The organism is Immundisolibacter sp., assembly GCF_050250495.1.
Lineage (GTDB): Bacteria > Pseudomonadota > Gammaproteobacteria > Immundisolibacterales > Immundisolibacteraceae > Immundisolibacter.
The window spans coordinates 91,888-104,865 of record NZ_JBFWOM010000009.1 but is presented as its reverse complement, the minus strand read 5'-3'; the positions used below and the strand labels follow the sequence as shown (position 1 = coordinate 104,865).

The following is a 12,978-nucleotide window of genomic DNA, read 5'->3' as shown; positions in this document are numbered from 1 at the left end:
CACGACAACTGGTGGCAGACCGAGACCGGCGGCATCATGATCGCCAACTTCGCCGCCATGGACATCAAGCCGGGCTCGATGGGCAGGCCGCTGCCGGGCATCGAGGCGGCCATCGCCAACCCGACCCGCGACGGCCGCCTGGAGTTTGTCGACACCCCCGACGAGCAGGGCCAGCTGGTGCTCAAGGCCGGCTGGCCGTCCATGTTCCGCGGGTATCTGGGCGAGGAGGAGCGCTACCGCAAGTGCTTCGTCGGCGACTGGTACCTGTCGGGCGATCTGGCCCGGCGCGACGCGGACGGTTATTACTGGTTCGTTGGCCGCGCCGACGACGTGATCAAGACCTCCGGCCACCTGATCGGCCCGTTCGAGGTCGAGGACGTGTTCATGCAGCACCCGGCGGTGGCCGAGTGCGGCGTGATCGGCAAGCCGGACCCGGTGGCGGGCGAGATCGTCAAGGCCTTCGTGGCGCTGAAGCCCGGCTTCGAGGCCGGTGAGGCGCTGCACGACGAGCTGATGGCGCACGCCAGAAAGCGCCTCGGCGCCGTGGTGGCGCCCAAGGAGCTCGAATTCGCGCCGAGCCTGCCCAAGACGCGCAGCGGCAAGATCATGCGCCGGCTGCTCAAGGCGCGGGAACTCGGTCTGCCGGAAGGCGACACCTCCACGCTGGAGAACGCCTGATGACGCTGCCGGACGCCGACACCGCGCGCGGCCTGCTGCGGCACATGCTGCGCATCCGCGCCTTCGAGGACGCCTGCGCCGAGCTGTACAGCGCCAGCAAAATCCGCGGCTTCATGCACCTGTACAACGGCGAGGAGGCGATCGCCGCCGGCATCGTGCCGCTGCTGGCACCGGCCGACGCCATCGTCGCCACCTACCGCGAGCACGGCCACGCGCTGGTGCGCGGCGTCGACATGGGCGCCGTGATGGCCGAGATGGTTGGCAAGCAGGAAGGCTGCAGCCGCGGCCGCGGCGGCTCCATGCATTTGTTCGACGCCACCGCGCGCCTGTACGGCGGCAACGCCATCGTCGCCGGCGGGCTGCCGCTGGCGGTGGGTCTCGCGCTGGCCGATGCCCTTCAGCAGCGCGCGCAGGTGAGCGCGTGCTTTTTCGGCGAGGGCGCGGCGGCCGAGGGCGCGTTTCACGAGTCGCTGAATCTGGCCTCCCTGTGGCGATTGCCGGTGCTGTTCGTGTGCGAGAACAACCTGTACGCCATGGGCACGGCGCTGGCGCGCTCGCAGGCCGAGACCGACGTGCACCTCAGGGCCCGCAGCTACGGCCTGGCATCGACCGCCGTGGACGGCATGGACCTGCTGGCCGTGCGCGAGGCGGCGCAGGTGGCCATCGACCACGTGCGCGGCGGCCACGGGCCGTACCTGCTCGAATGCCACACCTACCGCTTTCGGGCGCATTCCATGTTCGACAGCCAGCTGTACCGCGACAAGGCGGAGGTCGAGCGCTGGCGGGCGCGCGATCCGATCGACCTGTTCGAGCGCGAGGCCGTCAACCTTGGCCTGCTGGACGCGGACACGCGCGTGGCCGTGCAGGCGCAGGTGGATGCCGAGGTGCGGGCGGCGATCGACTTCGCCGAGGCCGGCACCTGGGAGCCCGTGGAGCAGCTCACGCGCGACGTGACCACGGACAGCCCGGCATGAGCGCGGCGACCTGCACCTACCGCGAGGCCATGCGGGACGCGCTGCGCGCGGCGCTCGCCGCCGACCCGCGCGTGTTCCTGATGGGCGAGGACGTCGGCCGCTACGGCGGCTGCTATGCTGTCAGCAAGGGCTTGCTGGCGGAGTTCGGCGAGGCGCGCATCCGCGACACGCCGCTGTCGGAATCGGCCTTCACCGGCGCCGGCATCGGCGCGGCACTCGGGGGTCTGCGGCCGATCGTCGAGATCATGACCGTCAACTTCAGCCTGCTGGCGCTGGACCAGATCCTGAACAACGCCGCCACGCTGCGCCACATGTCCGGTGGGCAGGTGTCGGTGCCGCTGGTGATCCGCATGGCGACCGGCGCCGGCCGGCAGCTCGCCGCGCAGCACTCGCACAGCCTGGAGAACGTCTACGCCCACATCCCGGGCCTGAAGGTCATCGCGCCGGCCACCGTCACCGACGCCCGGCACATGCTGGCCGCCGCCCTGGCCGACCCGGACCCGGTGATCGTGTTCGAGCACGTGATGCTCTACAACCTGGAAGGCTCGCTGGAGGCGGTGGATTCGGTGCCGCTCACCGGCGCCGCCGTGCGCCGGCCGGGTCGGGACGTGACGCTCATCACCTACGGCGGCAGCCTGCCGAAAACGCTCGCCGCCGCGCAGCAACTGGCCGGTGACGGCATCGAGGCGGAGGTCATCGACCTTCGCTGCCTGCGCCCGCTCGACGACGCCACCGTCATGGCCTCGGTGCGCAAGACGCGGCGGGCGGTGATCGTGGACGAGGGCTGGCGCAGCGGCAGTCTTGCCGCCGAGATCAGCGCCCGCATCGTGGAGCAGGTGTTTTACGAACTCGACGCCCCGCCGGCGCGGGTGTGCAGCGCCGAGGTGCCGATTCCGTACCCGAAGCACCTGGAGGACGCCGCCCTGCCGCAGGTGGACGGCATCGCCGCCGCCGCGCGCGGGGTGCTCGGCCGTGGCTGAGTTCTGCATGCCGTCGCTCGGCAGCGACATGGAAAGCGGCACGCTGGTCGAGTGGCGCATCAGGCCCGGCGAGCGGGTGCGCCGCGGCGACATCGTGGCGGTGGTGGAAACCCAAAAGGGCGCCATCGACGTCGAGATTTTCGACAGCGGCGTGGTGGACCAATTGGTGGTGCAGCCGGGCACCGAGGTGCCGGTCGGCACCGTGCTGGCCACGCTGCGCAGCGAGGGTGAGGCAGCCGCCGAACCGGCCGCGCCGACACTGGCACCGACACTGGCCGCCGAACCCGCCGCGCCACCGCCGGCGGCCGGGGCTGTGCTCGGCCCCGCACCCACCGTGGCGGAAGCCGCCGCCCCGCCCTGCCCGCCCATATCGGCCGTTGAAACAGTGCGCGCCTCGCCCGCCGCCCGAAAGCGCGCCGCGGAACTCGGCATCGATCTGTCCACGCTCGCCGGCAGCGGCCCCGGCGGCGCCATCACGCTGGCCGACCTGCCGCTCACCGCACCGGCGCCCACCAAGGCGCCGCGCGCCGCGCCCAGCGTGCGCCAGCGGGCGCTCGAACTCGGTGTCGATCTTTCCAGGCTCACCGGCAGCGGCGCTAAGGGCGCGATCACGCTCCAGGACGTGGAACGCGCCGCCGCACTGCCCGTGGCGCCGCCCGCCCCGGCCACCAGGGCGCCGTTCGACCCGGACGCCATGCGCCGCGCCATCGCCGCCGCCATGACCCGCGCCAAGCGCGAGATTCCGCACTACTACCTCGCCACCACGGCCGATTTCGAGCCGGCGCTGCGCTTCGTCGAGGCCATCAACGCCGACCGCGACCCCGACCGGCGCCTGCTGTACGCGGTGCTGCTGCTGAAGGCCACGGCGCTCGCACTGCGCGAGGTGCCGGAGCTGAACGGCGCCTGGCGCGAGGACCGCTTCGAGCCGTCGACGGCGGTGCACATCGGCGTCGCCGTGTCGCTGCGTCGGCGGGGTCTGATCGCCCCGGCCATTCACGACGTGGCGGACAAGGACCTCGATACCCTGATGGGCGAGCTGAAGGACCTGGTGCAGCGCGCTCGCGCCGGCGGCCTGCGCAGCTCGGAACTGACCGACCCCACCATCACGCTGTCCAGCCTTGGCGACAACGGCGTCGAGCGCGTCTACCCCATCATCACCCCGCCGCAGGTGGCGGTGGTGGGCGCGGGCAGCGTGGTGCGCCGGCCGTGGGTGGTCGGCGAGGGCCTCGCCGTGCGGCGCACCCTCACGCTGACACTGGCCGGCGATCACCGCGTCAGCGACGGCCACCGCGGCGCGCTGTTCCTGGCGGCGCTCGACCGCCTGCTGCAAACCCCGGAGGCGTTATGACCGAAGCCGAACTGCGCGCGCGCCTGCTCGCCATCCTGGGCGCCATCGCCCCGGAAGCACGCGACACCGACCTCGACCCCGTCGCGCCGCTGCGCGACCAGATCGACATCGATTCGATGGATTTCCTGAACTTCGTCACCGCCGTGCACAAGCAGTTCGGCGTGCCGATCCCGGAGCTCGACTACCCGCGCCTGAGCAGCCTGGACGGCGCGGTTCATTACGTCATGACGAAGCTCGCGGGCTGACACGGCAATCCGCGGGACGCGGCCGGCGGGACGTTTCCCTAAACTACGCGCCCCCGCCCTAGCCAACCCGGTACCCGCAATGACCGCCACCCTGATCCTGATCCGCCACGGCCGCTCGCTGTGGAACGAGCAGAACCGCTTCACCGGCTGGGTGGACGTGCCGCTCATGGAGCGCGGCTGGCAGGAGGCCGAGGCGGCCGGGCAGGCGCTGGCTGATTACCGTTTCGACGCCGCCTACACCTCGCACCTGCAGCGCGCCATCTGCACCATGCAGGTGGTGCTGCGGGCCAATCGCGGCGGGCGCACGCCGATCTTCATCCCCGCCCCGGACACGGTGCCGCGCGAGAGCTACCAGCCGAACGACAGCGAGTTTCCGGCCTATCTGCACGTGACGGCGCTGGCCGAACGCCACTACGGCGACCTGCAGGGACTGAACAAGGACCAGGTGCTGGCCCAGTACGGCGAGGAGCAGTTCGTGAAGTGGCGCCGCGGCTACGACACGCCGCCGCCGAACGGCGAGAGCCTCAAGGACACCGTGGCGCGTGCCCTGCCCTACTTCAACACCGAAATCCGCCCGCGCCTGTCGCGCGGGCAGACCGTGCTGATTTCCGCCCACGGCAACTCGCTGCGCGCGCTGACCAAGGAACTGGAAGGCATTTCCGACCAGGACATCATCAAGCTGGAGATCCCGACCGGCGTGCCGATCGTGTACCGCCTGGATGTGGACGGCGATCGCCTGCGCATCGTCGACAAGCAGGTGCTTGGCGCCGCCTGAGCCCGCCATGACGCGCCCACGCCTGCCACGCACGGTGTGGGTGCTGGGCCTCGCCTCGCTGCTGAACGACACCGCCAGCGAGATGATCATGCCGCTGCTGCCGGTGTTCCTGACCGCCACGCTCGGTGCCGCGCCGGCGGCCATCGGCCTGATCGAGGGCCTGGCCACGGCGGCGTCGAGCGTGCTGCAGCTCGTGTCGGGGCGCCTCGCGGATCGGGGCATCAGCACGCGCCGGCTGGTGCTCGGCGGCTACGGCACCTCGAACCTGGTGCGCCCGTTGATCGCGCTCGCCTGGGCCTGGCCGGTGGTGCTGCTGCTGCGGTTTGCCGACCGCATCGGCAAGGGCCTGCGCACCGCGCCGCGCGATGCGCTGCTGGCGGCGTCGGTGGCCGAGCAACACCGCGGCGCCGTGTTCGGTTTTCACCGTGCCATGGATCACGGCGGCGCCATGCTGGGGCCGCTGCTGGCCTTCGGCCTGCTGCAGTGGGGTTTCAGCACGCCGCACGTGTTCGCCGCCTCGGTGGTGCCGGGTGTGCTGGTGCTGCTGTGTCTGGGGTTTGGCCTGCGTGAGCCGCAGCCGACACCACCGCAGGCCCCTGCCCCGCTGCGCTGGCGGACGCTCGATAAATCGGTGCGTGGCCTCATCGGCGCCGCGGGCCTGCTCGCGCTCGCCAACGTGCCGGATGCGTTCCTGGTGCTGTGGGCGTTCCAGGGCGGCATCGAGGTCGCCTGGCTACCGCTGCTGTGGGCCGCGGCGCACGCGGTGCGTTCGGCCGTGTCGGTGCCGGCCGGTTGGTTGTCCGACGTGCTCGGCCGCCAGCCGGTCATGACCGGCGGCTGGCTGATCCGCGCCGCGTTGCTCGCGAGCATGGGCGCTGTGGCCAAAGACGGTCCCGTGTTGTGGATTCTGTTCCTGGCCTATGCCGGTGCGACCGCCTGCACCGAGGGTGCCGAGCGGGCCCTTATCGGCGACCACGCGCCGGCGGCGCAAAAGGGCACCGCGTTCGGCGTCTACCACCTGGTGTCCGGTCTGCTTGTTCTGCCGGGCGCGGTGCTGTTCGGTGCCATCTGGCAGACGCTCGGCCAGGGCAGCGCGTTTGTCGCAGCCGCCGCGCTGACGGCGCTGGGTGCAGGAATCTTTACCTGGCGGGTCCGGCGGCCGGGGTTCTCTCGCTGATTCAACGCGGGCGAGTCACCGCCGCGCGCCGCTTCACGCCGCCGGCTGCCCCGCCAGCATGGCGTGATGAATTTCCGGCTCGAAGCCGAACTGGCGCAGGTCGCGCATGCGCTGCGGGTACAGAACGCCGTCCAGGTGATCGCATTCGTGCTGCACCACGCGGGCGTGAAAACCACCCACTTCGCGCTCGATGAGGTGCCCGCGCTCGTCGAAGCCGTGGTAGCGGATGGCGCGCGGCCGCGGCACCAGCCCACGCAGGCCGGGCACGCTAAGACACCCCTCCCAGCCGTCCTCGGGCGTCGGGTCCAGCACCTCGATCACCGGATTGATCAGCACCGTGCGCGGCACCGCCTCGGCCTGCGGATAGCGCGGGTTGTGCGTCACGCCGAACACCACCACGCGCACCGACACGCCGATCTGCGGCGCCGCCAGGCCGGCGCCACTGCACGCGGCCATGGTGTCGAACATGTCCTCCAGCAGCATCGCCACGGCGGGCTCGCGCACATCGGCCACCGGCTGCGCCACCTGCGCGAGCACCGGGTGCCCCATACGTAATACGGTTCGAATTGCCATCGACGTGTCCCCTGCGTCAGGTCCGGATGCTCGCGATTATCGTGTCATCCCGCGGCGCAGTCCGACCAGCGCAAGGCGCCCGCCCCAGGCAATTACACTGCGTAGTCCATACCGATCAGGCACCCCATGCCGCCCTCCAACACCCCACTCGCCGGCACCGTCTACGCGCTGCTGGCGGCGCTCGGCTTCTCGCTGAAGGCCATCTTCGTGAAGCTGGCCTACGCCTGGTACGCGGTGGATGCCATCACGCTGCTGGCGCTGCGCATGCTGTTCGCGCTGCCGTTTTTTCTGGCACTGGCCTGGCACGCACAGTCGGGCAGTGCGCGCCTGACGGCGGGCGACTGGCTGCGCGTCGGCTGGCTTGGCCTGACGGGCTATTACCTCGCCAGCGTTCTCGATTTCTGGGGGCTCGCCCACATCAGCGCCGGGCTCGAACGGCTGATCCTGTTCACCTACCCGACGCTGGTGGTGGTGATCGGCGCCTGGCTCGGCCGGCGCCGGATTGCCCGCCGGGAGGGCGTGGCGCTTGCGCTGTGCTACGCCGGCATTGCGCTCGCTTTCGCGAGCGACCTGCGCCTGGCCAGTGATCGCGGTGCACTGTTGCTGGGCAGCGCGCTGGTGTTCGGGTCGGCGGTGGCGTATGCGCTGTACCTGCTGGCGAGCGGGCGCACCATCGCGCGGCTCGGCACGCGGCGCACGGCGGCCTACGCCATGCTGGTGTCGACCGGTCTCGTGCTGCTGCATTTTCTTGCCGCGCAGCCGGTGTCGGACCTGCGCCAACCCGCGTCGATCTATGGCCTTGCACTGGCGATGGCGGTGTTCTCGACCGTGCTGCCGTCGGTGCTGCTGGCGGAGGCCATCAAGCGCAGCGGCGCCGGGCGCGTGGCGCTGATCGGCTCGGCCGGGCCGATCATCACGATATATCTTGGCGTGGTCGCGCTCGGCGAACCGGCCACCGCCGTGCAGCTTGCCGGGGCGGCGCTGGTGCTGGGCGGCGTGTTTCTGGTGAGCCGCCCGGCGCGGGCGGCGCCTGCGTGAACCGCCAGAGCTCTCCGATAATGCCGCCCCGCTCAGTGCCCCACCCCGCGCCATGAACCGCAGCAACCGTCGCGTCAAACCGCCCGTCGCCCAGCCGCTCGCCGAGCCGCTGCTGATCGAGCGCATGGCCGACAACGGCCACGGCGTGGCGCACGTGGATGGCAAGCTCACGTTCGTGGCGGGCGCGCTGCCCGGCGAGCGCGTGCTGGCCGCGCGCGTGAAGCGGCACGCCAACTACGACGAGGCGACCGCGACCGACATCCAGGCGCCGGCCGCCGAGCGCGTGCGCGCGCCCTGCCCGGCGTACGAGCGCTGCGGCGGCTGCGCCCTGCAGCACCAGGAGCACGCCGCCCAGGTGCGCGACAAGCAGATGCACCTGGCCGACAAGCTGGCCCGCATCGGCGGCGTGCAGCCGGATGCCTGGCTGGCGCCCGTGCTGGGTCCGGCCTGGGCCTACCGGCGCCGGGCGCGCCTTGGCGCACGGCTGGTGCCCCGCAAGGGCACGGTGCTGGTCGGCTTTCGCGAGCGCCAGTCGTCGTTTCTCACCGACATGACCGAATGCCCGGTGCTGGACGCGCGCCTGTCGGCGCTGATCGCGCCGTTGCGGACCCTGCTGGCGGGCCTGTCGGCGCCGGATCAACTGCCGCAGATCGAGGCCACCGCCACGGATGAGGACCTGGCGCTGGTGCTGCGCCACCTCACGCCGCTCACCGACGCGGACCGCGCGGCGCTCACCTCCTTCGCCAGCCAGCACGGCGTGCGCTGGTTCCTTCAGCCGGGTGGCCCGGCGTCGGTGTACCCGCTCACGCCGGGCGACGACCGGGCGCTGAGCTACCGCCTCGATGCGTTCGATCTTCACATCGAATTCGGCCCGCTCGACTTCACGCAGGTCAACTTCGCCATCAACCAACAACTGGTGCCGCTGGCGGTGGACCTGCTGGCGCCGCAGTCCGGCGAACAGGTGGCCGATCTTTTCTGCGGCGTGGGCAATTTCAGCCTGGCGCTCGCCCGGCGCGGTGCCCGCGTGCTGGGCCTGGAGGGCGACGACGCGCTGGTGGCGCGCGCCCGTCACAACGCCCGCCGGGCGGGTCTTGCCGGGCAGTGCAGCTTCGAGCGCGCCAACCTGTACGACGACGCGCCGACCGTGCTGCCGCGGCTTGCCGGCTGCGCCGCCTGGCTGCTGGACCCGCCGCGCTCGGGCGCGCAGGCGCTGTGCAGCGCGGTGCCCAAGACCGGCCCGGCGCGCATCGTGTACGTGTCGTGCAACCCCGCCACGCTGGCGCGCGACGCCGGCCTGCTGGCGGGGCAGGGTTACCGGCTCGCCAGCGCCGGCATCGTGGACATGTTTCCGCACACCGCGCACGTGGAGTCCATCGCCGTGTTCGAGCGGGCCTGAGCCATGCCGACGCTGGTCGATGAGCATTGCGCGCCGCTACCGGCGGGCACGCCCTGCCTGGCTGAGGCGCAGTGGCAGGTGCTGCTCGGACAGCTCGACCCGGCCTGGCGCGTGATGGACGGCCACCACCTCGAACGCCGCTGGCGTCTGGCGGACTTCGCCAGCGGCCTGGCGCTGGTGAACCGCATCGGCGCCCTGGCCGAGGCACACGATCACCACCCGGACCTGCTGCTAGGCTGGGGCCGGGTCGAGATCACGCTGTGGACGCATTCGGTCGGCGGCCTGAGCCGCAACGACTTCATCCTCGCCGCGCACATCGACCGGCTGACGCCATGACCGACGCCGGCATCGCCAAAGCCGTCGAGCTGCTGCGCGCCGGCGAGCTGGTGGCGCTGCCCACGGAAACCGTCTACGGACTCGGCGCGGACGCGCTGAACCCGGCCGCCGTGGCGCGCATCTTTGCCCTCAAGGGCCGCCCGACCGACCACCCGCTGATCATCCACCTGCCGCCGGAGGCCCGGCTCGACGACTGGGCCGCCGAGGTTCCGCCCGCCGCGCGCGACCTCGCCGCCGCCTTCTGGCCGGGGCCGCTCACGCTCATCCTCGCCCGCGGGCCGCGGGTGCCGACCGCCGTCACCGGCGGCCAGGACACCATGGCGCTGCGCGTGCCGGACCACCCGCTCGCGCTGGCCCTGCTGCGCGCGTTCGGCAGCGGCATCGCGGCGCCGTCCGCCAATCGCTACGGCCACATCAGCCCGACCACCGCCGCCCACGTGCAGGCCGAATTCGGCGATGCCGTGCCGCTGATCCTGGACGGCGGACCCTGCCGCGTCGGCATCGAATCCACCATCGTCGACCTCAGCCGCGGCGCGCCGGTGGTGCTGCGCCCCGGCGCCATCACCGAGCGCGACCTGCGCCGCGTGCTCGGCGACACCGGCGAGCGGCCGGCCGACGGCGCAGCGCCGCGGGCGCCGGGTCTGGTCAAGCGCCACTACGCCCCGCGCACCCCGGCCGAACTGGTCGACAGCGCCGCCCTGCCCGCCCGGCTGGCCGAGCTGACGCGGGGCGGACGCCGCGTCGGCCTGCTCGTGCTCGGCACCGCGCCGCCCACGCACGGCATTGCCCTGCCCGCCGATCCCGCCGCCTACGGCCGCGGCCTGTACGCGGCCCTGCGCGAGCTCGACCGGCGCGGCTACGCGGTGCTGCTGATCGAAACTCCGCCCGGGGACGCGGCCTGGCGTGCCATTACCGACCGCCTGCGGCGGGCAGTGGCCTGAGGCGGGCTATCACGCAGACGGGGCGGGCTGCGAATCTGCCCCATCGCGAGAGCAACAAAGTCCTGTCAGTTTTTTTTACGATTCCAGAGTTGAAAACAATTAATTGTTTTTAAGAGAGTTTTGTTAAAAAAAGGGGGCGGGACGCGAATGCTGAGTAGCGGAACGGCACAGTATTCACCCGTACTGTCAGGTTTTTTTACACTTCTGTGGCGTTTGGCGGCTCGCTGACATCTTTATCTATATGTTTTTAAATAAATTATTCTATCTGGCATCGCGATTGCAATCGGATAGGCTAGGCGCACCTATCTCGACGCCTCGCCCATGTAAACCTGGAGACAATCGATGAAGCACAAACTCAAGACTCTTGCCTCGGCGCTGGTCCTCTCCGCGCTCGGCAGCACGGCAGCGCAGGCCGGTGTTGTTACCGTCTGGGGTGAGGCACTGTCCGGCTTCAGCCTGAGCACGATCAACAATTTTTATAACGGCTTGCCAGGCCACTCCTCGTCGATCGCGGCCGGTACCTTGGATACCGTCAATCTGTCAGGCGTGAATCTTCTATGGGCCACCCAACCTGCGGATGCCTACACAGCCGCCGAGCTGACGACCATGGCGAACTTCCTGGGCGGCGGCGGCCGCATAGCCTTCATGGGCGAGCACGGAACTTTCGCCCCTGCACAGAACACGCGTATTAACGCGGCCCTTGTCGCATTGGGCAGCACGATCAGTATCAACAACGTCATTCTCGACTCGGGATTTCGAAGCGCCAGCGTGGTGGATGGTCAGATTTTGAGTCACCCGCTGACTACGGGGGTGAGCACGTATGAATACGCGGCTTTCGCTCCGCTGACCGTGAGTGGCACGGCCCAGACGCTGATGCTTGGCGAAGACCTCTTCGGCGGTAATCCGAGCGTCATGATGGCCTACCAGAACATCGGGCCGGGCAGCATCTTCCTGATCACCGACCAGAACGTGTGGGACAACAGCCCGACCTGGGGTTCTTTCGACAACGAGCGTATGTTCGAGAACCTGCTGAGCGGCAACACGGGCGCGCCGCCGGTCGGTGGCACTGTCCCGGCGCCCGCCACGCTAGGCCTGCTCGGCGCGGGTCTGGTCGGCCTGTCGGCGCTGCGGCGACGCGAAAAGGCCTGATCGCCGTGACGGCGCGCCGCTGATCGCGGGTGGCACAATCAAACCCCTGTCGGGTGACCGGCAGGGGTTTTTTGTTGGTCCGGAGCTGCCATGAATCGACTGCTTTTCGCGTCTCTCGTGCTGTGTCTGTCTGGCGCGCAGGCGGCCTTCCTGTTCCCGAGCCAGCCTGAACCGGCCGCGACCTCGGCCGCCGATCCCGGCATGCAGAGCTACGCCGAGGGCGTGCAGGCGCTGGGTAACAACCACCTCCTGACCGCCGAGGACGCCTTCAAGGCGGCGCTCAAGGTCAACCCGCGCATGGTCCGGGCGCTGATCGGCCTTGCCGACGTGGCGCTGCGGCGCGACGATCGCGAGCAGGCCAAGGCGTCCCTGGACAAGGCCGTCGAGATCGCCCCGAACGATGATACCGTGCAGCACGCGCTCGGTTTGTTTGCGGCCTCCGGCAGGGACTATCCCGCGGCCGAGGCGGCGCTGAGGAAAGCCATCGAGGTCAATCCCGCCAACCTTGCCGCGCGAAATGCGCTGGGTGGTCTGTACGCTGGCGCCATGCAGCGCCCGGCCGACGCGGTTGGCGTCTACCGGGCGGCGATCGAGGTCGACTCCAAGCAGCTCGAAGCCCGCCTGGGGCTGGCACAGGCGCTGGCCGCGACTGGCCAGTTCGGCGCGGCCGAAACGGAACTCACCGCGGCCACCAAGGCGCATCCGGATTCGCCGTTTCCACCGCACCTGCTAGGCCGCATGCAGCTGGCGCGCGGCAACACCGCGGCGGCCGCGGCGGCGACGGATGCGGCGCTCAAGATCGCGCCCGATTTTGTGCCGGCCCTGCTCGACAAGGGCGATGTGCTGCTCGGCGCGGGCAAGGTCGAGGAAGCGCTGGCGCTTTATGACCGCGCCATCGCCACGGACAACCGCAACGCCACCGCCCAATTCAAGCGCGGCGTGCTGCTCCAGCAGCAGCGGCGCGACGCGCAGGCGCGGCAGGCCTACCTCAACGTGATCAACATCGCCCCGGACTTTGCGCCCGCCTACAACAATCTGGCCTGGATGCAGGCCGAGTCGGGCCAGCAGCTGGACCAGGCCGGCCAGTGGGCGGCCACGGCCGTCAAGCTGGAGCCGAACAACCCGGCGTTTCGCGACACGCAGGGCTGGGTGTACCGCGCCCAGCGCCAGTTCGCGGAGGCCGAAACGGTGCTCGAAAAGGCGGCCACCATGCCGCCGCCCATCGCGGACGTGCACTACCACCTGGGCGTGGTGTACGTGGACCAGAAAAAGACCGACCCGGCGCGGCGGGCGTTCAAGGACGCCCTGGCCATCGACCCCAAGCACGCCGCTGCGGCGGCGTCGCTCGAAAAGCTCGGTAGCCAGTAA

14 protein-coding genes are annotated in these 12,978 nt (G+C 70.5%); 13 read left to right on the top strand and 1 reads right to left on the bottom strand.

What is annotated here, in order from left to right; all coding sequences use genetic code 11:
- The 7 genes from AB7F93_RS08440 to AB7F93_RS08410 form a co-directional block, all read left to right on the top strand.
- The coding region (locus AB7F93_RS08440; RefSeq protein ID WP_428302458.1) for an AMP-binding enzyme at positions 1-678 on the top strand (678 nt) is incomplete at its 5' end.
- Positions 678-1,652 carry a pyruvate dehydrogenase (acetyl-transferring) E1 component subunit alpha gene (gene pdhA / locus AB7F93_RS08435; protein ID WP_428302457.1) on the top strand — a complete coding sequence of 325 codons (975 nt, stop codon included), beginning with the start codon at positions 678-680 and terminating at the stop codon, positions 1,650-1,652. The genes AB7F93_RS08440 and pdhA, both read left to right, overlap by 1 nt.
- Positions 1,649-2,632 (top strand): alpha-ketoacid dehydrogenase subunit beta, encoded by a 984-nt coding sequence (locus AB7F93_RS08430; protein WP_428302456.1) that lies wholly within the window; start codon positions 1,649-1,651, stop codon positions 2,630-2,632. The genes pdhA and AB7F93_RS08430 overlap by 4 nt, the downstream gene beginning before the upstream one ends.
- Positions 2,625-3,980: a dihydrolipoamide acetyltransferase family protein gene (locus tag AB7F93_RS08425; RefSeq protein ID WP_428302455.1), complete on the top strand. Its 1,356-nt coding sequence runs from the start codon at positions 2,625-2,627 to the stop codon at positions 3,978-3,980. The genes AB7F93_RS08430 and AB7F93_RS08425 overlap by 8 nt, the downstream gene beginning before the upstream one ends.
- Positions 3,977-4,225: an acyl carrier protein gene (locus AB7F93_RS08420; RefSeq protein ID WP_428302454.1), complete on the top strand. Its 249-nt coding sequence runs from the start codon at positions 3,977-3,979 to the stop codon at positions 4,223-4,225. Before AB7F93_RS08425 ends, AB7F93_RS08420 begins: the two co-directional genes overlap by 4 nt.
- Positions 4,226-4,304: 79 nt before the next feature.
- Positions 4,305-5,000, top strand: coding sequence for a 2,3-bisphosphoglycerate-dependent phosphoglycerate mutase (locus AB7F93_RS08415; protein WP_428302453.1), 696 nt, complete (start codon positions 4,305-4,307; stop codon positions 4,998-5,000).
- A gap of 7 nt (positions 5,001-5,007) precedes the next feature.
- Positions 5,008-6,177, top strand: a complete 1,170-nt coding sequence (locus AB7F93_RS08410) for an MFS transporter (RefSeq protein ID WP_428302452.1) — start codon at positions 5,008-5,010, stop codon at positions 6,175-6,177.
- Between the two features lie 33 nt (positions 6,178-6,210).
- Here the strand turns inward: AB7F93_RS08410 and def are convergent, their stop codons facing one another.
- Positions 6,211-6,750 carry a peptide deformylase gene (gene def / locus AB7F93_RS08405; RefSeq protein WP_428302451.1) on the bottom strand — a complete coding sequence of 180 codons (540 nt, stop codon included), beginning with the start codon at positions 6,748-6,750 and terminating at the stop codon, positions 6,211-6,213.
- 126 nt (positions 6,751-6,876) lie between these two features.
- Between def and AB7F93_RS08400 the strand changes: the two genes are divergently transcribed.
- The 6 genes from AB7F93_RS08400 to AB7F93_RS08375 all read left to right on the top strand — a co-directional run bounded on the left by AB7F93_RS08400 (position 6,877) and on the right by AB7F93_RS08375 (position 12,978).
- Positions 6,877-7,788, top strand: coding sequence for a DMT family transporter (locus AB7F93_RS08400; RefSeq protein WP_428302450.1), 912 nt, complete (start codon positions 6,877-6,879; stop codon positions 7,786-7,788).
- A gap of 52 nt (positions 7,789-7,840) precedes the next feature.
- Positions 7,841-9,184, top strand: a complete 1,344-nt coding sequence (rlmD, locus tag AB7F93_RS08395; RefSeq protein WP_428302449.1) for a 23S rRNA (uracil(1939)-C(5))-methyltransferase RlmD — start codon at positions 7,841-7,843, stop codon at positions 9,182-9,184.
- Positions 9,185-9,187: 3 nt separating this feature from the next.
- Positions 9,188-9,520: a 4a-hydroxytetrahydrobiopterin dehydratase gene (locus AB7F93_RS08390; protein ID WP_428302448.1), complete on the top strand. Its 333-nt coding sequence runs from the start codon at positions 9,188-9,190 to the stop codon at positions 9,518-9,520.
- Positions 9,517-10,461, top strand: coding sequence for an L-threonylcarbamoyladenylate synthase (locus AB7F93_RS08385; RefSeq protein ID WP_428302447.1), 945 nt, complete (start codon positions 9,517-9,519; stop codon positions 10,459-10,461). Before AB7F93_RS08390 ends, AB7F93_RS08385 begins: the two co-directional genes overlap by 4 nt.
- A gap of 342 nt (positions 10,462-10,803) precedes the next feature.
- Positions 10,804-11,610, top strand: coding sequence for a PEP-CTERM sorting domain-containing protein (locus tag AB7F93_RS08380; RefSeq protein WP_428302446.1), 807 nt, complete (start codon positions 10,804-10,806; stop codon positions 11,608-11,610).
- Positions 11,611-11,700: 90 nt separating this feature from the next.
- The gene (locus AB7F93_RS08375; protein WP_428302445.1) at positions 11,701-12,978 is read left to right on the top strand and encodes a tetratricopeptide repeat protein; all 1,278 of its coding nucleotides are present in this window, start codon (positions 11,701-11,703) and stop codon (positions 12,976-12,978) included.

Bases quoted from the DNA above. Each gene is read 5' to 3' on its own strand.
- AB7F93_RS08385 (WP_428302447.1), top strand. From the start codon at position 9,517: ATGACCGACGCCGGCATCGCCAAAGCCGTCGAGCTGCTGCGCGCCGGC.
- AB7F93_RS08420 (WP_428302454.1), top strand. From the start codon at position 3,977: ATGACCGAAGCCGAACTGCGCGCGCGCCTGCTCGCCATCCTGGGCGCC.
- AB7F93_RS08410 (WP_428302452.1), top strand. From the start codon at position 5,008: ATGACGCGCCCACGCCTGCCACGCACGGTGTGGGTGCTGGGCCTCGCC.
- AB7F93_RS08375 (WP_428302445.1), top strand. From the start codon at position 11,701: ATGAATCGACTGCTTTTCGCGTCTCTCGTGCTGTGTCTGTCTGGCGCG.
- pdhA (WP_428302457.1), top strand. From the start codon at position 678: ATGACGCTGCCGGACGCCGACACCGCGCGCGGCCTGCTGCGGCACATG.
- rlmD (WP_428302449.1), top strand. From the start codon at position 7,841: ATGAACCGCAGCAACCGTCGCGTCAAACCGCCCGTCGCCCAGCCGCTC.
- AB7F93_RS08430 (WP_428302456.1), top strand. From the start codon at position 1,649: ATGAGCGCGGCGACCTGCACCTACCGCGAGGCCATGCGGGACGCGCTG.
- AB7F93_RS08415 (WP_428302453.1), top strand. From the start codon at position 4,305: ATGACCGCCACCCTGATCCTGATCCGCCACGGCCGCTCGCTGTGGAAC.
- AB7F93_RS08390 (WP_428302448.1), top strand. From the start codon at position 9,188: ATGCCGACGCTGGTCGATGAGCATTGCGCGCCGCTACCGGCGGGCACG.
- def (WP_428302451.1), bottom strand. From the start codon at position 6,750: ATGGCAATTCGAACCGTATTACGTATGGGGCACCCGGTGCTCGCGCAG.
- AB7F93_RS08380 (WP_428302446.1), top strand. From the start codon at position 10,804: ATGAAGCACAAACTCAAGACTCTTGCCTCGGCGCTGGTCCTCTCCGCG.
- AB7F93_RS08400 (WP_428302450.1), top strand. From the start codon at position 6,877: ATGCCGCCCTCCAACACCCCACTCGCCGGCACCGTCTACGCGCTGCTG.